Genomic DNA, 21,431 nt, shown 5'->3' with positions numbered 1-21,431 from the left:
AAGTTATTTTGCTCTAGCTAAAAAGTCCCCACAAAATGGATCGATCGGGCTCTTACCTTTAAACGGTTCTTTCCCTAGCAATTTCTGGATTACAGCCTCCACTGTTTCTGGATTTCCTGTATACGCATTGATAAAAGTTGAAACATAAGGGATGTCAAATAAGTGATAGGGATTGGCAGTAGAAACAAAAATGGTAGGGAGATCCTTTTCATACCAGGGAGCATTTGCGGCCATCAAATGATTCCAATCCAAACGAACTGTTGTCTGATTGCTGGCGGTCTCAACATTAGCAACATACAATGCCAAATCAAATTTATTTCTAAGATCCTCAACCCCTGCTTCGAAAACCTCTTGGAAATCCAATTGTTGATTATCGAAAAGGTTGACTTCAAATCCAGCAGCTTCTAATCCAGCTTTAAAAAGCGGACCCACTCGTCCTCCCTCTTTAAATCCACCGTCGTCAGAATCACCCAAAATAACGAGACGGATTCGAGGGTATCGTTGTGGGGTGAGTGGTAAGTGTTTTTCTCTGTCTTTGACCAATGTAATCGACTCATCAGCAATTTTTTTCGTTACCCACTGATATTCAGTACGATCGATGACACTTTTAGGAGTACTATTGACTGTCTCTTCCCTTACTTCAGTCAATAAACCATGGTACATTTTGACTGCTAAAATTCGTGCGACTGCTTCATCCAAACGTTCCATACGAATGTTTCCCTCTTTTACAGCAGATGTGATTACTTCATAATCTTCATCAATATTTTTATTAAAAAGCAACATATCGATTCCTGCATTGATTGAAGCAACGAGTCGCTCTCTATGAGGCATGATCGTCGTGTAACCGACCATTGGTGTTGCATCAGTGATAGCCAAACCATTGAAGCCCAGTGTATCTCTTAGTAACCCGTTAACTAGAAGTTTCGAGCAAGAAGCAGGCATCAATTCGGTTTCTCTGATCGTTGGTGAAAGTTTTCGCTCCCACGCAGGCTGATAAATGTGTCCCACCATGATACAGCTGACGTTTTTTTCAATAAACTGGCGATAAATAGTCCCATACGATTCCATCCACTCATTCGCGGAGAGTGAATTGATCGAACTCAGTAAATGTTGATCCCTTTCATCAACACCATCCCCAGGAAAATGCTTGATCACTGGAATGATGTTACTCTCAGAAAAACCGTCTATCTGCGCTTGAGCCATGCGAATAATTCGTTTTTGATCACATCCAAATGTGCGAGTATTCGTGATTGGGTTCTTGAAGTTATAATCAATATCGACAATCGGTGAAAAAGCCATATTAATACCAATTCGAGCCGCTTCCAGCCCAGCAATTTTTCCTAAGTAATAGGCATTTTCGGTGCAATCTGTAGCGGCGATCTGCATAGGATTACCGACCCATGTCCCTTCCGTAAGAATACCATTCCCACCTGACTCTAAATTTGCTGAAAGAAATAACGGTATTGTGCTAGCATCTTGGACTGCTCTTAGCTGATCCTTCAATTTTTCAGCATTGTCGGGGCGATACATCATTCCTCCCGGTTGGTATTTCTTAATAAAAGCCGTCAATTCCTTTAAAGAACCTGATTGTCCAATCACGAAAAAAAGCTGACCAATTTTTTCCATAACTGACATGTTTTCTACGATCTTCTGAATTTGTTTTTTCCTTGTCTCTGTAAATTTGAAAAGTGTTTCTCTTGTCTCTCTCACTGAGTTGTCCTCCAATCGATAGTTTCACAGACGACGAGCGCAAGAATCACTTCACTCTTGCGCTCGTTTGTTGTTATTATGGTTAACTGTAAATCCTGTGCGAGTTTCTTATCCAGCTTGTTCTTGTGCTAAACGTTCTTCTTGAACTGCTTGATTATCTAAGGTTTTAAAGAACGGGTAATAGATAGCCATAGAAATAGCAACTGCAAATAGTTGATAGATACCAAAAGAGAGGCTCCCTTGAACGATGCCGTGGATCAGCGGAGGTAACGAGCCCGCCCCTAGGATGCCAATCGGTGCGGTAATGATTCCCATGGAAATCAATGCGTACCCAAGAGAAGTGATCACTAATGGCGTCAATAAGAACGGAATCAAAAGCATCACATTCAACATTACCGGCATTCCAAAGACAACTGGTTCATTTACACCAAAAAGACCGCTTGGAAATACGATTTTTGAAAATGATTTGTAGCGCTTACTCTTGGAAAATAAAAACATGTCAGTCACTAAACCAATCGTTGCACCGCTGCCCCCTAAACATGCCAAATCGTATAACCCAAAATTAATGGCATGAGGGACTGCTTCTCCCGCCGCCACAGCAGCACTATTGTCTGCAAGATAACCCAAGAAAATTGGCATGAGAATCGGCAATACGGTCATTGAACCATGGATCCCGAAAAACCATAAGAGATTCGAGATCAAAATAAGAATCAAAAAGGCAGTTAAGGAACCCGTCAATCGCTGCAATGGTTCTTGAAGCAATGTATAAACAAAATCTGTCGCCGAATTATAACTAGTTACACTAAAGCCAAATTTAACAATTCCAAAAAGTGACGCAATCACAACTGCTGGAATTAAAGAAGTAAATGACTTGGTCACCATTTCTGGCACCCCATCAGGCATTTTGATCGTAATATTTTTTTCCACAAACAATTTCATCAGTTGAATCGTGATCAGTGAAACGAAAATTGCCACGAAGACCCCGCGCGCGCCTAAATAATTGGTACTTAAAAATGAAGCTCTTGCTTCGGGATTTTCAGTGAGTGGCGTTAATAACAGGAAACATACCAATGAGATGAACCCCGTCCCCAAAGCTTGTTCTTTGATCCCGAATATTCCTGCTCCACAGTAGGCAATACTAAATGCCATATACAAACCTAATAAATCAATTGTGTAAGCTGGAATATAATTCATCACTGTTCCAATGTTGGTCACTGATAGAAAGTTTTGATACGGTTCCCAGCTTAAACTAGAAATAACTGTAAAGATGGCACCTAACATAATAACGCCTAGTAATGACATCGAACCTGTACTCACACTTTTTAAATAGCGATTCGAAGAAATTTTATTCGCAACGGGAATAAATCTTTTTTCCATAAAGTGGATAAATGCATTCATTTTTCTTACCCCTTTTTAGTGTTTTTTATTTTATTTTGGTACCAATAGTAACTGTCTTTGGGAATTCGTCGACATTCTTTCGGATCTTCATCTGTGCGATCAACAAAAATCAAACCATATCGCTTTTTAAACCCTTGGTGTGAACTAACCAAATCAAGTAGTGACCAAGGACTATAACCCAATAAAGGATATCCTTCCTCTGTAAAACGCTCACATTGCTTAATATGCTGTTCCAAGTAATCAATACGATAGACATCGTGAATTTGCCCGTCTTCAATACTATCAGAATACGCTAAACCGTTTTCAGTTACCATCATTGGTAAATGGTATTTTTCATAAATCGACCGCATACCTATATATAATCCTTCAGGGTCAATACCAAATTCCATCCATTTCGTCTTCGTTAAATAAGGATTGTTCCCTAACGTAAATCGCTCATTTCGATAAAATGGTGGTAGTTTGCTTGTATCTTCTCCCGGTTCAACGGCACGAATACAGGTACTACAGTAATAGTTTATCCCTATAAGATCTGGTTTATTCTTCTTCAAAATTTCTCGATCAGCTGGTTCCGTTTCTGGATACCAACCTTTTTCATTCAAATAATTGCAGTAGCTTTTCGGGTACTCGCCGAATACTGACATGTCGAGAAAACAATTTTGTAAAAAGTCTTCGGCGTTCTTAGCTGCTAAGATGTTCCTTGGCGAAGGTGTTTCAGGATAAACAACTTGCATAGAGCACACGGGACCAATTTGACCATCTCTTACGATTTTTCGAAAAACTTGAATTGTCTTTTTCTCAGCTAGCGACATATTGTAACTCATTTGATACATCTGCTTCATTTTTTCATCTGCATCCGTTTCGTGATTGCCATTTAAATCAGAAGCTGCTGTGACGATCAATTGCTCGTTGATCGTTCCCCACAGCTTGACGCGATCACCGAAATGCTGAAAGCAAACTTTTGCATAAGCAACAAAATAATCAATACATTTTCTTGATTTCCATCCGCCAAATTTGGTTACTAATGCTTGCGGCATTTCAAAATGATAGAGGGTAGGAAAAGGTGTGATTCCTTTTTCAAGACACCCATCAATCAAACGATTATAAAAATCGATGCCTTCTTGATTCGGCTGATCACCATCACCCATGACACGTGTCCAATTGAACGAAAAACGATAGAGATCGATCCCTAAGTCTGCCATTAATTCAATGTCTTCGCTTAGATGATGATAGTGATCGGACGCGATCTTCGAATCTGCAATTCCCTCCGGTACGTGACGCACATCTGTTGTTGCAATCCCTTTTCCACCTTCACCAAAGCCTCCTTCTACTTGAAATGCTGAGGTTGATGCCCCCCAATAAAAATCTTTTTTGACCATTGTTCCTTCCACCTTTCCCTTATAAGAAAACGATACCATTCAGAATTAATTCTAACGACAACAAAACAAGACCTCTGGTTTCAAATCCAAAGGTCTTGTTTCAAAATATGAAACTATTGAGGCAAATAGAACTTTTTCATATACATATAAATCAGTAACTCCATCATATATAGAATAGCAATCCGTCCTTCGGTGTTTTCGTTGATCTCTCCACAGAGGATAATTTGGTCTGCACTTCGCTCAATGATTGGAGAATGCTTAAACGTAAAGACGATAATTTTGATTCCCTTTTTCTTCAAGGCTGCAATCACTTTTTCACTAAAGTAAAAGAAACCACCCTCCATCGAAAAAATCAAAACCAAGCTATCTGGCGAGCTTTCTTCCACAATTTTTAATTGCTCTTCCACTGTAAAACCAATCCGAATAATTTTATCCATGCTTGCTAATTTGCTTTGCAAATGCTGTCCCATAAAAGCAGCAAATTCTAAGCCAAACACAGCAACGTTTTCTGTTTCATGGATCGCAGAGACCACTGTTTCAAGTTCTGAAATCGAGAGATGTTCTTTGGCGTACCTCAAATTGATCAAAAGATTTGAGGTGAATTCGTCCAGAAATTCCTCCCTTTGTTCCACGGGCTGGATCACTTTTTTGGAATAATCGCTGACGATATCGATCTCTTTTTCAACCGCTTGTTTGAATTCCGTATAAGATGAAAAAGCCAAAATTCGAATGAATCGCGAAATCGCTGCAGTCGACACAAAGCATTCTTCTGCGAGTTCATAAATGGTCATCTTAGGGATTTTCGAAAAACTTCTTAGAATCGCCTGTGCAATAAAGTAATTATTGTCTTGTTTTTTCTGATTATTTAAATAGCGCAACAAAAGACTTCTGACTGAGGTTCCTTTATTTTCCATTCGTGCTACCTCCTAAATACGCTTTCACCTAAATATACAATGAAAGCTAGGGAAAGCAAAGTTGAATTGGTGAAATTCTCCTTATACTCTGCGCCCATTTCGATAATTTGAATCCAAAAACCTTTCCCTTGCCTTGCCCGTATCCATATTCCATAATCAGACGTGAGCGATGATCCATCAAACAGACCGTATGGGAGTGTTGCAAATGAAAAATTTTCAGATGACGTTTATTACTTCTACGACCACCATTCGTTGGTTGAAACTATTGAATCTTTTGGAACGGCATAAGACCCTTTCGAATCGTGAGTTGTCAAAAGCTGTCCAGAGTTCGCGGCGCACGATCATTTATGATATGGAGGGGCTACGGAGCTACTTTGGAAGTACGCTAATGATCGAATCCACGTCGAATGGCTATTCTCTTCATGAATTACTACCGAAAGAATATCTGGAACGAAAACGAGCGCTCCTTCAAAATGAACCGTTATTCGTTATTCTTGAGCATCTGTTTAAGGGAGAATATCGGACAGTCTCCGAATGGGCAGACTATTTTTATCTTTCTGAGAGTTCCCTTTTACGCTATTTGACACTTTTTGAAAAAGCCCTGAAGCCCTTTCAGTTATCTGTTGACCATAAGAATTTCCGTCTGATCGGATCAGAAGCGGATATTCGCAAATTTTTCCATGCCTTTTATTATGAGTCGGACGCTACGCCTCATACGGTACGTCCAACCATTGCTGTGCAAAATATCGTCTTAGATTTTTTTCGCAATATACGCGGCAAAACCAATAATACGGCTTCATTTTGGTATATCAGTTATTGGTTGTATATTATCCTTGAGCGTTATCAAGCGGGAGAAACTGTCGTTGTCTCCGAACAATTAAAAAAGATCGTCTTGGCAGATGAACTCTTCCAAGAAATCCAGCCCCTCAATCAACGACTCCAAACCGCTTTTTCCTTGTCTTTACCATCAGAGGAGCTGGTCTATCTTTTCGCTCTACTAGCAAGTAACCGTGGGATAAACAACTATCTTAGAGAAATATCATTTGTTACCCGCTTTGACCATTGGCCTGAGCTAAAAGAACTGACTGCCAATTTTTGCCAGCTCCAGCAGATTTCCGATCATGATCAGTCCCGAGAGTTTGTTTTTCTCCATTCTTTCTTTATTACGGAAAAAATAAAGCAGCTGATTTCCCCTACCTACAATCAAAGCATGGAAGAAATTTCCAATTACGCACAAACACAATACCCTAAAGAGTATGAGGAAAATACACGGTTTCTTTTTAGACAGCCTCTCTTTGAAGCAACTGCTCTGCCAGCAATCAGTGCCCGCTTCACTTTGTACTTTGAAGGATTAAAAGAAAAATACTGGGGCAACCCACGCCGAATCGCCTTTCTTTTAGAAGGGGATGCGCATATTTGCCTTCACATCAATGCTTTTGCTGTAAAATATTTTGGTCGATATCATGTTTTACAATTCCCTGATTCCAGTGAGTTTTCTTTGGATTATGTGGAACGAAACAAGATTGATCTAGTCGTGACGAATTACGCAGAGTATTTGGAAGAGTATATTCTGGATGTTGAATGCCTCCTAATAAAATCGATCCCAGATGCAGATGATTGGAACAATTTCTTGAAAATCATCAACCCAAAAATCATCCATAATTTTGCGTTGCAAAACACCGAAAAAAGCTCCTTCTATAACTGAAAAGACGTGTGCGGCACTTGAACGCCGCACACGTCTTTTCCATTCGTTTCTATGGACGAGTAGTATTTGTTCTTCACTCTGGCACACTACTTAACGACCATTCAATCGTTGCACGGTACCGTCCCAACTTGGGATTTGCACCAGCAGGTACTTCTAAGGTGACACTGGTGGCTGCCGTCTCTTGATCACCAAAACGATAGACCCATGTTCCCGTACTCTGACTATCGCCAGTTAGTAGAGGCTGCGCTTCGCCTGGCGCCAAAGTTACCCTATCCTTCATCGTTGAAAGCTCTGGCATACTAGCATTGGAATTTTCTGAAGTCGTCATAAGCCGTTGATTGGCTAAACTGATTTGAGCACCGATCAAGGGCTCATTGTCTTCATTTCGAAAGCCCTGTGAATTAAGAGTCGCAGATAGACGCCAACTCGTCTCTTCTGTATCCTGACGCTGATCCGTGATCTGTACATAATTTGGACGTTCCTTAGTTTCGCTTGCCCCTTCAGCAGGAATCATTTGCTGAGGCAATGCGTGATACGTTCCTTTGGTACTGCGGATCGGCGCTTGACCAAAACGGAACTGAGAAACAAAATCAAGACTAAGTAATCCTTGGTCTTCAGGAATGACCGGTGGATTTTCTGGATTCACTTCTACATCCGGTTCCAATGGATCAACCGGCGGCAGTGGGCCAGTCTGGGCGATTCGCAGGGTAGTTGTAGCGGGAAACACAGCATCCCGAAAAACGAGTTCTGAAGCTGGATTCTGATTGCCCTGTTCGTCATTCGTTGACGGCGGATTGATCACTCCAGCTTCTTTTGCCGAACCAGCAGAATCTTTCAGAAAGACTTGGATCTCATCCCCTGCTTTTAACTGCCGATCACTTACATCAATCGTAAACGTTCCCTCTTCATCGATAACCACCGCCTCTGTATCAAACCAGATACCATTATGGGTAGCACTTAGCTCAACCTTTGTGTCTTCCGTGTGACCATGGATCTCGTTTGTTTCTTCAAGAAGAACGTAGGAAGCAAAAGCTGCGGGCGTTGGCGGCAAAATGGGGAAAACCTGCACAGGCTCGGTTCGTATTTGATGCTGGGCACCTTCTGTCAGTTCGCCGCTGGTTAATTCGACGGCGATGACTCGGACGATGGTTCCTGCTTCCAAGGGAGCCTCAAGAGGAATCTCAAAAATTCCTCCTTGCGCCTCTTCTCCGTAGATACTGATCCCCGGTGTGTCTTCTGTATGTCCAACGGTTTTTGCAGTGGCTTTTTCCTTCTGACCATCTGCTGTTTCAATTTCAACGGTCACTTTCGCTTCATCGTCCCAAGCTGGTCGAGTCCCGTCAAACCCAACAGGCAAGCTGACTCGCCCATGAATTTTTTTGTCCGCATTCGTCGGCACCCGCAACTCATCAACGATCGCCCAACGCGCATTGTTTGAACTTACGCGAGAGTACGCTGTCAGTCCCTGATTGCCAAAGGTCTCCGTATTCAATATCTCGGGCTTATTCGTCAAACCCAACAGGCCAAAATCAGCTCCTGAAAAAGCAAAATCAAGGGTTGGGAAATTTAGATCGGGATCTCCTAAAAGATTTGACCCATTTTTCCAGACAGCTAAGTCACTATTCGTCGCCGTTAATGTTGAAAGATTAGAAACACTAAAGATGTTTCCTCCATCAAGCCGATCGTTACGAAAATCAAAAAAGACTGGATCATTCAAGAACACAGATAGTTTGCCTGAACGAAACACCCCACCATCCGGGGTACTTGTCCGCCCTTCCACTTGGAAATATCCTTGTTCAACGTAAATCGTTGAATTGAAGTAGGTGTGCATGTCGATCCCTGGGCCACTATCTGCTACACACATAAATTTACTATCGACACCTACGATTGAAAAATTATTCTCTGTCCCGTTATCATGGATACCTCTGGCATAAAAAATCCCTTGGTTTCCTCCAGCAACATTCCCATCATGCGCGTTGCCATTTCCTGGATTATAAAGATCAACGATGCCGCCTTCGGTGATCTCAAAAGAATTTCCTCCACTAGGAATTCGAATCAAGGGTGCGCTGCCCCCTTTTTTATGAACATTTACTATTCCACCATCCGTCACATGAAACGTCACCATACCGAAGTATAAAAAGCGAATCACAGCATGGTCACCGTCAGCCTCATGACTGCTAGCTATTAGTTGTCCATTGCTTTGCACTTCAAAGGTAAAGTTGAGACTGGTGATATTGATCGCACTAGCAGTGATGCTTTCAACCTCTAAAATTGCTGATTGACTCAAAGTAAGAACGCCAGCTTCTGCCGCATTCGACGGTGTGGTTAAAACAAAAGCTGCTGCTCCTTCTGCCGCTGCAATCTCACTGAAAATCCGTACATGTGTGTCTTCGCCACTAATGGTGACGTCGGCATTTTTTCCGTTGACTCGTAAAGCATTTGCATTTTCGGCTGTCAAGCGTACTTTTGAACCGTTCTGGACCGTCAACTCAGGATTCTCTCCAGTCAGATATATGCCACGCCTTTTTTGTGTCGTTTCAATTTGCAATAAGGCAGCTTCCCCCACTATCATTCTTGGATCAGCGCCCTTCATGAGTAGTGCAATATTTTGTTCTTCAGAAGTGTCCGTCGCTACTCCTTGACTTTCTACAATGAGCGTACCTCCATCAATCAGATAAAAATTGCTGTCATCTCCTAATAGTTCGATCGCATTGGCATCTGTTGCCGTCTCATTGTTTACCCGCACTTGCGTTTCATCTCCTGCGATCGTAGCGGAAGGAAAGAAGCCATTTAAGAGGATGGCGCTCGCATTCATTGTGTTTATCGTTACGTTTGCACCAGATTGGATCGTCAATTCTGGCTGCTCGCCAGTCAGAACAAGCCCGCGTTTTCTTAACGCAACATCGATGGAAAAAACTGAATTCTCTGCTACAATAAATCGGGGATTTTTCCCAGATAGGATAACAGCATTGTTATTCAAAATAGTCGCATCAGCAGCTGTTCCAGGGCTTTGAATGATTAAAGAGGCACCGTGGTTAATTGTCATTTGACCATTATCCCCACGCAGGTCGATCGTATTTGCGTCCCCTTGTCGCGTAGTGATGGTCATTTGGGTCTCTGCGCCAAGCAAAAATCGTGGCTCTTGAATATCTGGTGCTGTATAAAAAATCCACATATTCGGCTTATCAATGATCACCTGTGCTTGATTGCCCGCTTCTACTTCCTTCAAATTGAACAGAGTATCAGAATCCATCGTCATTGCTTCAAAGCGATTGATACCGCCTGTAAAATGAACCTTCGCTTCTCGTGCTAAAATAAAAGGCGACCGATTCTCCGAGGCTTCTTCCACTCCCTCTAGTTCAACGACCCAGTTTCGACTCAACGCATTGGTGGTCTGGATCAAAGCGGTGTTGCCTGTTTTTTGGTACGTGAGATTTTCGATACGAAAAATCGTTTCTTCATTAACTGCTAATAATTGAAAATAGGTACTATTGTTAGTGAAGGTCAATGTATGGCCATTTCCTTGAATCATTATCGGACGATCGATGGTCATTATGCTGGAAGTAGATTGGACAAGGTCTGCTTGCAAGGAAAGAATTGATACGGCTGGATCTTGTAAAGCACTACTAAACTCCGACATGTTCGCTACAAAAGCTGTGCCGCCATCAAAGGCGCTTGGTACGATCGCACTAGCCGCCTGCACTTCTGCCGCTTGCTGCAAACTTTCGTCGTCTGCTGCTTGTTCAGCAGGATCATTGTCCTTTTCTGGCGATTTTTGGGACTCGTTTTCCATGTCTTTTGGTGTTTCCTCATTTTCTGTCTCTGCGGCAGCTATTTCGACGATCGCTTCACTCCCTACACTGGCTACAACAAAACTTCCAGGACGTTCGGCAACGACCAAAACAGAAAATGTCTGCTGTGCTTGACTTGCTTTGATCTGCCAGCCTTGATCGCATTGTTTTACTGCAGTTTGTCCGGGAGCCAATGCATCAGTCATCAGCTTGACTTCTGCTGGTAATTCTAGGAAGATTTCTGCCACTGCTCGGTCGCTGACCAAATCGAGCGTAAGCGGTTGACCTACCGTACCAGCAAATTTAGGCTCTTTGAACTGCACCGTCCCTTCAGGCTCAGATGTTTCTGCGGCAAACTCCTCAAGAACGCCCTCATCCGTTAGCGTTTGTGCAAGGTAAGGCGGCTCGGTTTCAGCAAAAACAACGATGAGAGGGACACTCATCAAGCGTAATCCCATAAAAACAAGCAGCAAGCGAATCCAATACTTCAAGTTTTGCTTTTTCATTCCATGCTCTCCTTTACTTCTTACGTTTCCATGGTCGGCTTTTTATTCTTCCATAACAGCCAAATGATTATGCCAAGAAGGAAAATTACTAGTCCTAATGCGCTGATCAACCACCAGTTTTGCTCCTCTTCAATGGTGACATCCTCACGATTCAACTGTCGTGCTGTGTCTGCTTCCACAGTGAACGGAAATTCCCAGGTCCACTCCTCGCCTTCAGCTCGAGCGGTTAGGCTCATTACATATTCTCCGCTGTAAAAACGATCCCCCTGCAATGAAACGGGAAAATGAAAGTGTGAATTTGGCGCCATTTGCATCCCTTCACGCTGTGCTTCATATAAAACTTCTTCCTGATCCGCTCGTCGAACAGCTGCCTCTACCTCTAGGCGATTGACAAAACGCGGCAACGGATTTTGCAGCGTTGCCCGAAACGCATTGCGATAATTGACTTGACCGGCAAACACATCCAATAACGCAAGCTCTGGTTCAATAATAGAAGCTTCATTGCGGACAACGACGCCTAGAATATAAGCAAACCGATTTTGGATCGCAACACCTTCTTCCTCTGATCCAGTCGCTTCTGCGATGACCTCTCGAATACGTAAACCGCCGACTAGACTACCAGTAAAGGCTTCTTCAGGCATATGTATGGGTAACTCGATCGTCTTTTTTTCCTTGGCTGACAAAATGATCTCTCCTGGTGATTCGATTAGATCAGCTATCGAATAAGGCAAAGTCGGGTCAGGTTCTGCGGCATCTTTGCCATATTCCACGACGCCATTTCCGTTAGTGAACGCCGTATGTGCGGATATTTCGATCGTGATTTCCTTTTCCGCACGATTTTGAATCGTCACTCCTAGAACATCATCGGTCCCTGGCGCTAGTTCTAGATCAAAATAGCCACTATTCCCATCTGGTAATTGGCTTTTCGGTAAATTGGGGACCACATGAAATGGCAATTCTGATTGTGTTTCTGCCCAACCTGTCATCGGCAATCCAACGAGTACCATCACCAGTAAAACAAACCCAGCTACTAGCCTCTTTTTGATTGATCTCTTGCTTTGTGTCTTCATAATGAATCATTCCTTTCAAAATAGGCAGGAACGACTCGTCTCCTGCCTATTCCCTATATCCCTTGCCCACTTCCCGACTCGTTTTTCCCTAATCGCAACATGCTGATTATTTGCTCTCGCGCTTACTGGTAAAATGATCCGTTAAAACCATGTGCCCATATTCGTGCTTTTGAGCCAAGCTAAAAGACTGGCTTCTTTGCTGTGTTCTTCCCAAAAAACTTATTCCTTAATTGCCAGGAGTGGCACTTAAATGCCAAGTCAGAGTAGCCGTATAAGCGGTTGCTTGCGGATTCGCTCCTGTCGGTATATGGAGCCAAATCGCTTCATTGAGAATATCCTCTTCCCCAGCTGCATGCTGTTGATTTAGCAGGGTTTGATCACCCCATTGAACCGTTGAAAGACCCGCCCCTTGGCCAGGAGCTGCAGACATCAAGGTGTTGCCTTCCGTCCCAACATCGATGGTTTGATGGTTAAATTGATTGCTAGGTGCCGTTGGAAAGGTAGCCGGATCTAATGCATTCGAACGAATCTGTGGATTTTGAAATTCGATATAAGCCCCACGTAATTCATGATTCGAAGTGGCATCGGTACTTGTAAATTTGATCCAAATCGACATTTAACGTCCAGCCGTTATGTCCACCACGGGTATCCAATACTTGAGCAAAAGAGACATATGGCGCGGTTCCTGACCCATCAGACAGTCGTTCTAGCTCCGCAAACATGGCGGATTTTCCAGGACCTGTGCTGATCACTTGGGTCCCAAAATCGAAGCGCTTTGGCACATGCACCAAAGTGAATGGACCGATTACCTCTGGATCGATCGGATCAATTTCTACCTCTGGCTCTTTTTCAGGTAATTCAACATCGATCTCTTCCTCTTCTCCAGGGATGAAATCTACTTCATTTTCGGTATTTCCTTGCAGGATGGGTGTTGCTGCTGCGGTCACTCCCCCAGATAACACAGCGATACTCATGATACTGATTGTTGCTAAATAAATACGTTTCATAAAAAATTACTCCTTTTCCTATTATTATTCGCAGAAAGAATCTACGATGATTACTATTGATCGATGCATAAACCTTTTTTCGCTAGAATTGGTTGCCAGATGACTTACTAATCTTTCCTTTTCTTCAAAATCCACAACTGCCTTATCCTAAAACAAGCGCGCAACCGTATTGCCTAAAGGCCATTTTTCTCGTTAGCGGATCGCCCTGCGCATCGTTTCAAGTAAACAACCACACTCAAGATGACGAGCAGCAGACCTATCCAGCAAATAAGTAGTCGTTGGTGACTGTTCGTTTGCGGAAAACGATCATTTTTTGCGCTATCAGACGAATCTTCTTCAGGTGCTCGCCATTCCCCTGTCGGCGGTTTTGGCTCTGGCTTTTCAGGTTCCTGGCCACCAACAAAACGGATGACCCCTTCTGTTCTAGCGGTGGACACTTCTTTGGCTTCTACGAAATCAGCGACTAGCAGACAACTTAACAGCAACATTGGTACAATAAAATACCTCAATTTACGAAGCGCCATGTATTCCTCCTCATTTTCCTCTCGTTCCTTTTTCTCTTCCAAAAAACATACTTCAGACACAAACGAAGTCCTCCAATCCTTCATTTAGGATGGAGACAACCATTTTAATCGCTTCTTTATACCCAATGTATTTAGGCAAAAAAAAGACCTGCGGTTGCTTTTCTATGGAGTAATCAAATGGGATGATATTGGTGATCAAAATATCACAGTCAAGTTGGTTGATCTGTTCCGATGTTAATTGCTCTTCATAGAGCACAGCCATCCGACCACTAAAATGATGTTCAAAAATACTATAGACCCATTCATCGATCACATAATTATTGGCAAGCAACACCACGATTTTTTGCGAAACCCGAATCAATTGATTGCCAAAAAGATAAAGAACGAAGGAACAACAAAAGTCCGTAAAAAATTGATTTTTGAAACATTGCGGAATCTCATTCACTTCCATAAACCTAATCAAAGGCTCATACAGATCAAAAGGCAAAGAAAACACAAATTGATTCGTACTATCCGGATTTTTTAGGTAGATAGGTGCTAAACCAACTTTTGCATATTGTCGTACTAAAAAATCTTCAACGACCTGTTGAATTGCACAAGGTTCGTCAAGGTAAGAATTGTGCTGTTCAAAAAAAGCAACAAAAAGTTCAACGAATCGCTTACTCGTTTTTGAAAAGGTATTGAGGGGAATCCTCGTTTTCCCCCGAAGCGCCCACTGCGCATAGAGCATTAGGTAAATAAAGCACGCTTCCTGAAGGAGCCGTTTTTTTGCGATGGGTTGAAGACTGCTACTTTCTTGAAGTGTTTCCTTGATCGTCAGAAAAAGCGGATCTTGCTGGATCACTGCTTGGACCTCAGGATCAACGATCAAGGTTCCAAAAGTGGCACGCTGAAAAGACAAACGAATAATATTGAGAAGCTTTTTTCTTGAAACGATCCCCACGTTTTGCTCAATTCTTTTTAAAAGCGTTTCTTGGAGCTGATGATCAATAACTGGCAACTCAAAATAGTGCGTTTCGCAATAAAAATCCCAGAAGAACTTTCGCTGATTGATTTCTTCTCCCATCAGCCCAATCGGTGCTTTGGTTACCACCAAACCGTATTCATCAAGAATCAGCTGTAATTTTTTTAAGAGTCGATTTGCCGTTGATTCTGAAATATGCATGGCTCGTATCCAAGCTAGAAAAGGAAACGTTTGTCCCGCATAAAAAGCTTGTACTAATAAAATCAGTGGTTCTCGCTCATAGAAAGAGCGTCGTTTTTTATAGTACTCACCATGATCCTTGATCACTAACTTCATGCCGTGATGGGTCCCTTCAAAAGAGATCGTATCACCAAAAAATGTGCGTAGTGCTTTTAAGTCCGTTAAGATCGTCCGCCGAGAAATACTCGCTTTTTCTGAGAGCTGCTTGACACTCAAAATCTGTTCGTTTTCCATGTACGCCAATAGTATCAGGCTTCTTCGATTCACTGAGTTCGTTACCAATTGGAATGTAAGACTGTTCACGGGCTTAATCTCCTTTAGCAAATTTCCTATAAATTATTTATCAAATCATAGGTCCCTCCTTTAGCGCTGCCTTCGAATCGTTGCAATGTTTCTTGTTTGATTCTAACAAAATTACCACCTATTTTTTATCCAGCATTTGCACACGAGGGTGCAAAAATATTGACTTTCTATCAATATTCATCTATTTTGCAGGCTCTCAAAGGTAAATATTAAGTGTTATTTTAAATAGTTCCGCTACGTTTTTGTTTATTGTTTCTCCTTCATCAATTTCTAGCTATACTCACAAATAAGCCACAGCTTTTTTAGTAACAGCGCCGATTTCAACTGATTGAAGCACAAAAAAGCAGCTAGACACTTGTCTAGCTGACTATATAGAATTATAAGTTAGAGCAATCTCCTATTTCTTTTTCAGTACGCTTATAAACACACCGCCTACCATGATTGCACCTAGAATCACCAGCCATGCAGCCCGTTGCTCATTCGTTTGAGGAAGAGCCTTTACTTTTTCTTGACTGGAAGATTTCGTGGCTTCGCTACCAGCACTCGTGTCAGTGGATTGGCTCTCATGGGAATTTCCTAGTGTGGCACCGTCACTGTTTGTGGTCGTTGTACTCGGTTCCGTCGTGCTTGATTCTGTTGTACTTGATTCCGACGTACTTGACTCCGTCGTGCTTGGTTCCGTCGTACTTGACTCCGTCGTACTTGGTTCCGTGGTACTTGGTTCCGTTGTGCTTGGTTCTGTGGTGCTTGGTTCTGTGGTACTTGGTTCCGTCGTGCTTGGTTCGGTTTCTTTTTTTGTATTGGTGATTACAAGGGTATCTCCCTCAGTCGTCACACTGCTTTCGAAGCCGTCGGGGACATTGACTTCCTCAACCCAATACACGAAGTCTTCCCCTTGATTGTTGTATTTTGGTAAGTCTGCCATTTGACCAGCAACGGGTAGTTTTGTGAATGATGCTTGAAAATCATTGGCTTTTTCAAGGGTCAAACGGTCTGACTGCTGCCAACTGTCTGCTGCCGTAGTAGTGGTTCTTTTGACTTGATAATCGATTTGGTCGGGAATCTCAGCTGCTGAAACATTGACCCACTTTTTAAGAACCTCAAGGGAAACGCTGGGTGCTTTGATGGAAGGAATTGGGAAATCTAATGCTTCATCACCGCTTGCTGGGGTTAAGGTCGTACGGCCATTGCACAACACCCACGTCTCTCCTTTAAAATCTGGGGCTTCCGTATTCAGACGAACTTGGTAGATCAACGTCAGTTTTTCATTTTCACCTAAAGCTACCCCACTGACCGTAATGGTCTGATTCTTTTCAGAAACGGTTACTCCAGTTGCAACTTCCGGCGCCTCGACCCACTCTCCTTGCGCATTTTTGCGCCACCCGACTAGCTGGTACGAGTCAGCATCAAAATTGCCAGCTCCTTGCAAAAGAATACCCTCGCCCATCGGATCCGTAATCGTCCCATCAGGGATGGTTTTATCGATATGATTGGCGATCTCCGTCAATGCTGAACCCAATCCACTCAGGTTTTCATCCGTCGTTAAGTAATTGCTTGGTGCAGACGCCAGATTACGCCCAATGTATTCCCCTCGTGCGGAAGGCGCCGTTGCTACCGAATAATAGGTAAACCCAGATTTTTTAAGCGCGACGATCGTGCCAAGGGTTTCGTCGGTCACCACCTTACTGCTAACAGGAATGGCTTGCGGATCTGACGGATTTTTACTTGTCGTATGGTAAGCAGTAGCCGATGTTTGAAATGACTCGACATAGCTTTCCGTGTGATAGCCATTGTAATCGCGGATTGCGCCAGTATTTTGATAAACTGTTGCATCATCTGCTGGCAAATAACTACGATTGGCACTGTCATCACCAATATGGATAAACAGCTTTTCCGCTTCTGGTCGACTTTCTTCCAGTAATAGCTGTTGCCCTGCCAGCAAGCCCTTTTGCATGAAGGTTCCAGAATGGGTTTCGGCCGTCTCCCGCAGAAATTGTTCTAAGTAGGCGATATCGGTAGAAAAACCATTGGTGGTGTAGATTTCCCGATTGTAGGCAACGATCCCGATCCGAATGGAACCATTCGCCAGCGAATCAGCCAATTCATTTCCAAACTGCTGCAACCCCAACAAGGCGTTGGTCAATTTTTCTCCCGTCATAGAGGAAGAATAATCGATCACCATGACCAGATCAACAGGGGTACTGGTCTGATTGCCTTTGACAGCTAACGTTACATCAAATAGTCCTTGATCCGCTGCTTCTTTGACACTCTTTTTCAGATACGCTTCATCTGCATAATTGACATAGTTCTCTTCATCAAAAGCAACCCCCGGCGCCTGTCCATACTTGTAATTGTACGTATCTCCTTGCGCCGTTCCATTTGTCAAATACTGCCCGGTCGCATCGGTTTGATAGTCAAAATCATACGTGGTGGTTTCACTGTTTACAGTCAGACTGCCTATAAGAAACCCCATCAACAACAGGAAAAAAATCCCTGCATGCTTTTGCCAACCTCTTTTGTGTTTCATCGCTTTCGCTCCTTTATTTCCGCACTGCTTTCCTCACAAAAATCCTTGAGTAATGAGGAAAGCGAGTCTTTATCAGAAAACAGTATAGAAGGTTTTGCTGCGAAAAGGAGACAAAAAAATGCCGATTTCATTTGCAAAAAAATCACGTTTTTTGTGCTATCATAAGAGAATCGAGTACATAGAGAAACCTTTAGAACGGAGCTTGGATTATGGAACGCTTTTATCCATTTTTTGGACACACCCTCAAGAGAGATATCGACTTGCTGCGGTTTTTGTATCTTCAAAAACGCTTTGTTCCCATTGAAGAGATCAGTCAAGCGTTGGCTTTGGATCGCCGCTCCATCCAAAAAAGCTTCGACACTTTAAGCAAACGCTCGCTTTCCTTGCAAGACGATCCCTCACCGCTTTTGGTTGCCAAACACGGCTTGGGGTTATCCTTTATTGGGACGAAGCGAGACTACAAGCGATTGAGTCGGCAGTTGCTGGAAGCAAATCCCTTTTTTTATTTGCTGGAAACTCTTTTGCTGCAAAATGAGATCAATTTGATCCAATTCGCCGCTGATCATTACTTCTCCGAATCAACCGTTCGCAAACGAATCTATGCGTTGCAAAAACTGCTTGCTCCATTGGGATTTCAGCTGCAAAAGCAAAAAGGGACGGTTCGACTCGTAGGCAGTGAAGCCCGTATCCGCTACTTTATGATGGTCTTCTTTTGGCGAACATTTGCTGGTCTGCATTGGCCCTTTACTGGTCTTTCCCAGAAAAAATGTGAAACCATCGCTCAAGACTTTTACCAAAACAACCAGATTCCCTTTAACCCGATCGAATTGAAAATGACCACGTACATTTTGGCCGTCACTATTTTGCGGTTTCGCAAAGGACAACGGATTTCGCCAGAAGCAGTGGCGATCAAACCGCCCTTGATTGGGTCAGATCTTTCCCTGTTTCACCCTCTGATTGATGAAGAGACCGCTATTTACAGCCATTTATCGTCAGAACTAGCGGAACACTTCTTTCTCGATGCAAATGAATGCCGCTTTTGTTTTCTATGGCTGGCATCCAATCTCGATCGAACGTTTGCCGCTGCGCAACTGGACGCTGCGTTTTCCCCAAAAAAACCAACGACCAGCATCCAAAAACTGCTCTTGTCGATGACCGCTTTCGCACCAAAATCCAAGTTGACCCGTCCTTGCAAAAGTAGGATCGTGAATACCCTCTTGAATGGGCTTTTAACGATCGAATTGTTTGGGCCAGTCGACCATACATTAGCTGGCTATAATACTGCACAGTTTTTAACCGAACATTTTCCTGATTTACAAAAGCAAGCCGAAAAGCTAGTGACGAAAACTTCGTTCTACCAAGCAGATCCGCTGAAACGCAGTGGCTTTTCTCTTTATGTCGCTACGGCGTGGACGTTGATTTTGCCGCCAGCTGATTTTCAGCAAAAAATCAAGATCAAACTGGAAACAGACTTGCCGCTGGCGATTTCACTGACCATCAGAGAACTGATCAAAGCGCCATTTCAAGGGTTCTACAACCTTGATATTCGTGATCAGTTTGTCGACGACGACTACGATCTCTGTCTAAGCACCACTCCATTGTCTGAAACCTTTGAAAAAGGACCCGTCCTGTTGATCAATGCGCAAATCACCGTCCCTGATTTGCTAGCGATTCATCAGGCGATTGAAACGTTAGATAAATAAAGGATAAAAAACCCGCTCTTGGCTGAATGACAAGAGCGGTCAATCTATTCTTAAAAATACTCCCTAACTTCCCATTCCCTATTGCTTCACTTGGATCACTTCACAGAGGGCACTTTTTAGTTTGAGGATGTAATCGATAAATCACTCGCTCCCAGTCTTTCTTCGTTGGTATGCTACTTAACAAGATATAATCATCCGTCAAACCATAATCCAGGACATAGGGGCGATAATTTGTGACGATCAAAACCTTCTGGTCCGCTTTTAATCGTTCTTCTGTTAATTCGTGCAATGAAAGAAAAATGACTTGATACTTGTTTGCAAAGAGCCGAATTGCTTGTAGTCGAATCATTTGAACGACCATTGAGTCCCCTTCTATAAGAAATAAAATATTTTTTTTGGGTTGATAATAGTCGAGCAGTAAGTCACTTACCGTTGTAAAACTGATAGCAATATCTTCCATAAATTCTGTTGCAAAAGCTAACTCTTCTTTGTACTTTTCCAAAAATGCTTTATTTTTGTAGTAGGACTCTTGATGGTATGTTTTTATTGAGGTGACTTCTTCAGCTTGTCGCTTGTTCAAAGATGGACAAATCACTTCATTGAGTTTTCTAGACACCAGAAAGGAGGTTAAATAATCTTCTAACAGTGACTGATCCCAGCCCTTAAATTCCGCACTAGCAAAATATGCTTTTGCGATCGGCTTTACTTCTGGCCAGAAATTAAATCGAGCTAGAAAAGTTTTTTCTCGATCGTATTGATTGATTGTTCGCGTACATATAATCATGTAGTGAAGCCAAGCAAGTTCTTCTTTGGGTAAAGATACCCCATACTCTTTGAAAATAACTTCTTTTAGAATCTCAAGCAATTTAAAATCATTTTCTTGATAGACAAGCTCTTTTGCCCATTCAGGAATCGAAACATAGTGCTCTTTTTGCGCCCGTACAATCGTTATATACAGCAATGAATAAAAAGCTGAGATCGTCAAACCAGTCCCTACTTCATATTTTCCCAATTTATCAGAAAGTCCCTTGAGAATCATATGATGCAGACCTTCTGGTGGTCTGATCGTATAAGGGGTAGGCTCACCTACATAGTAAAAATCAAAAAAGAATTTACGAATACTTGCTTCATCGCCTACCAAAGTAACCGGTGTGAAACTTAGAGAAAGTCCATACTCTTTTAAGGCTGGTTGCACACGTGCAATAAACCGCCGTAAAGTTGTTTCCGCATAATTGTATCGATAAGCCAATTCATTCAGATCAACTACTTCTCCATAAAAAATATTCCCAATGATCTCAAATAAAATTTCCTGATTTAATAGCTGCTCTTTTTTTTCTTTAAAAAGAACACGATTTCGTTCTTCGAAATGAAATCCGCTATTGCTTGATACCAATTCAATGCATTCGCCAAAATGCTCTTTGATCAAGCGTATGTCTTTCACCAATGTCCGCTGAGAAATAGCCAATCGCTCAGAAAGAACCCCAACTTTAAAAACTTGTTCTCGTTCAATAATCGTTAATATTTGCATCCAACGCTTTGTACTCGGGCTTGTAATAAAAGACATCTGAAGTTCCCTCATGCCATCTCTTCACTCATTTCCTTTTCTGACTTGGCTCTATTCATTCTACCATACAACAGAAACCCCTTTCTTCGCTACGTCAAATGAACTTCTTTCTGAAAACATAAGATGTGG

At 42.5% G+C, this 21,431-nt stretch carries 14 protein-coding genes; 2 read left to right on the top strand and 12 right to left on the bottom strand.

Translation table 11 applies throughout. The features are described 5' to 3' along the window. Positions 1-3: 3 nt before the first annotated feature. The 4 genes from A5883_RS17100 to A5883_RS17085 all read right to left on the bottom strand — a co-directional run bounded on the left by A5883_RS17100 (position 4) and on the right by A5883_RS17085 (position 5,398). Positions 4-1,710: a glycoside hydrolase family 3 protein gene (locus tag A5883_RS17100; RefSeq protein ID WP_086339141.1), complete on the bottom strand. Its 1,707-nt coding sequence runs from the start codon at positions 1,708-1,710 to the stop codon at positions 4-6. Positions 1,711-1,818: 108 nt separating this feature from the next. After that, complete coding sequence (locus A5883_RS17095) at positions 1,819-3,108, bottom strand: PTS sugar transporter subunit IIC (RefSeq protein ID WP_008378054.1); 1,290 nt, start codon at positions 3,106-3,108, stop codon at positions 1,819-1,821. Between the two features lie 5 nt (positions 3,109-3,113). Beyond that, positions 3,114-4,484 (bottom strand): glycoside hydrolase family 1 protein, encoded by a 1,371-nt coding sequence (locus A5883_RS17090; protein ID WP_086339140.1) that lies wholly within the window; start codon positions 4,482-4,484, stop codon positions 3,114-3,116. 113 nt (positions 4,485-4,597) lie between these two features. Beyond that, entirely contained in the window at positions 4,598-5,398 is an 801-nt protein-coding gene (locus A5883_RS17085) for a MurR/RpiR family transcriptional regulator (protein ID WP_005232001.1), read from the bottom strand. A gap of 205 nt (positions 5,399-5,603) precedes the next feature. Between A5883_RS17085 and A5883_RS17080 the strand changes: the two genes are divergently transcribed. Next, complete coding sequence (locus A5883_RS17080) at positions 5,604-7,103, top strand: helix-turn-helix domain-containing protein (RefSeq protein ID WP_034858590.1); 1,500 nt, start codon at positions 5,604-5,606, stop codon at positions 7,101-7,103. A gap of 73 nt (positions 7,104-7,176) precedes the next feature. On the opposite strand, the gene A5883_RS17075 is transcribed toward A5883_RS17080, so the two are convergent. From A5883_RS17075 to A5883_RS17050, 7 genes are all read right to left on the bottom strand, one after another. After that, the gene (locus A5883_RS17075) at positions 7,177-11,400 is read right to left on the bottom strand and encodes a WxL domain-containing protein (RefSeq protein ID WP_086339139.1); all 4,224 of its coding nucleotides are present in this window, start codon (positions 11,398-11,400) and stop codon (positions 7,177-7,179) included. 20 nt (positions 11,401-11,420) lie between these two features. Further along, the gene (locus tag A5883_RS17070) at positions 11,421-12,470 is read right to left on the bottom strand and encodes a DUF916 and DUF3324 domain-containing protein (RefSeq protein WP_086339138.1); all 1,050 of its coding nucleotides are present in this window, start codon (positions 12,468-12,470) and stop codon (positions 11,421-11,423) included. 226 nt (positions 12,471-12,696) lie between these two features. Continuing rightward, the gene (locus A5883_RS19600) at positions 12,697-13,086 is read right to left on the bottom strand and encodes a WxL domain-containing protein (RefSeq protein ID WP_254907895.1); all 390 of its coding nucleotides are present in this window, start codon (positions 13,084-13,086) and stop codon (positions 12,697-12,699) included. Beyond that, positions 13,037-13,477 carry a WxL domain-containing protein gene (locus A5883_RS19595; protein ID WP_254907894.1) on the bottom strand — a complete coding sequence of 147 codons (441 nt, stop codon included), beginning with the start codon at positions 13,475-13,477 and terminating at the stop codon, positions 13,037-13,039. The genes A5883_RS19600 and A5883_RS19595 overlap by 50 nt, the downstream gene beginning before the upstream one ends. Before the next feature lie 173 nt (positions 13,478-13,650). Then, a complete protein-coding gene (locus A5883_RS17060) occupies positions 13,651-14,061 on the bottom strand; it encodes a hypothetical protein (RefSeq protein WP_034858588.1) in 411 nt (136 codons plus the stop codon). Further along, on the bottom strand, positions 14,054-15,508 hold the full coding sequence (locus A5883_RS17055; protein ID WP_086339137.1) for a helix-turn-helix domain containing protein: 1,455 nt from the start codon (positions 15,506-15,508) through the stop codon (positions 14,054-14,056). Before A5883_RS17055 ends, A5883_RS17060 begins: the two co-directional genes overlap by 8 nt. A gap of 397 nt (positions 15,509-15,905) precedes the next feature. After that, positions 15,906-18,035, bottom strand: coding sequence for a VWA domain-containing protein (locus A5883_RS17050; protein ID WP_086339136.1), 2,130 nt, complete (start codon positions 18,033-18,035; stop codon positions 15,906-15,908). A gap of 209 nt (positions 18,036-18,244) precedes the next feature. Between A5883_RS17050 and A5883_RS17045 the strand changes: the two genes are divergently transcribed. After that, a complete protein-coding gene (locus A5883_RS17045) occupies positions 18,245-19,738 on the top strand; it encodes a helix-turn-helix domain-containing protein (RefSeq protein ID WP_086339135.1) in 1,494 nt (497 codons plus the stop codon). A gap of 100 nt (positions 19,739-19,838) precedes the next feature. Here the strand turns inward: A5883_RS17045 and A5883_RS17040 are convergent, their stop codons facing one another. After that, positions 19,839-21,317 carry a helix-turn-helix domain-containing protein gene (locus tag A5883_RS17040; RefSeq protein WP_086339134.1) on the bottom strand — a complete coding sequence of 493 codons (1,479 nt, stop codon included), beginning with the start codon at positions 21,315-21,317 and terminating at the stop codon, positions 19,839-19,841. Between the last annotated feature and the right edge of the window lie 114 nt (positions 21,318-21,431).

It is taken from the genome of Enterococcus sp. 5B3_DIV0040 (assembly GCF_002140755.1).
GTDB lineage: Bacteria > Bacillota > Bacilli > Lactobacillales > Enterococcaceae > Enterococcus_D > Enterococcus_D casseliflavus.
The sequence above is the reverse complement of the archived record's forward strand: the minus strand, read 5'-3'. Positions and strand labels throughout refer to the sequence as shown.